Annotated in this window: 1 protein-coding gene; it reads right to left on the reverse strand. The window is 60.3% G+C overall.

The features are described from left to right. On the reverse strand, positions 1 to 272 hold a 272-nt coding region (locus AF337_RS25760; protein WP_160320356.1), incomplete at both ends, for a TadE/TadG family type IV pilus assembly protein.

Consider the following 272-nt stretch of genomic DNA (forward strand, 5'->3'; position numbering starts at 1 on the left):
GGTTGGCATTGCCGGGATCGGTGGTAACGGTGACATGCAGCTTGCTCTTTTCGAGCAGCGGATGGTCGATGGTCGACTGGCTGATGAAATCATTGACCAGCTGCGATCGCTCCTGGCTGGTCATGCCAGCAACGGCGGTGCGCGCGGCATCGGCGGTCAGCTGCTGCACTGCATGGGATGCGCTCAGATAGATGCCGTAGGCGATCATCGTCAGTACCACGAGAAGGAAGAGCGGCGCGACAATGGCGAATTCGATTGCTGCGGCGCCACGT

The sequence above is a fragment of the Rhizobium ecuadorense genome, assembly GCF_001187535.1.
Classification (GTDB): domain Bacteria; phylum Pseudomonadota; class Alphaproteobacteria; order Rhizobiales; family Rhizobiaceae; genus Rhizobium; species Rhizobium ecuadorense.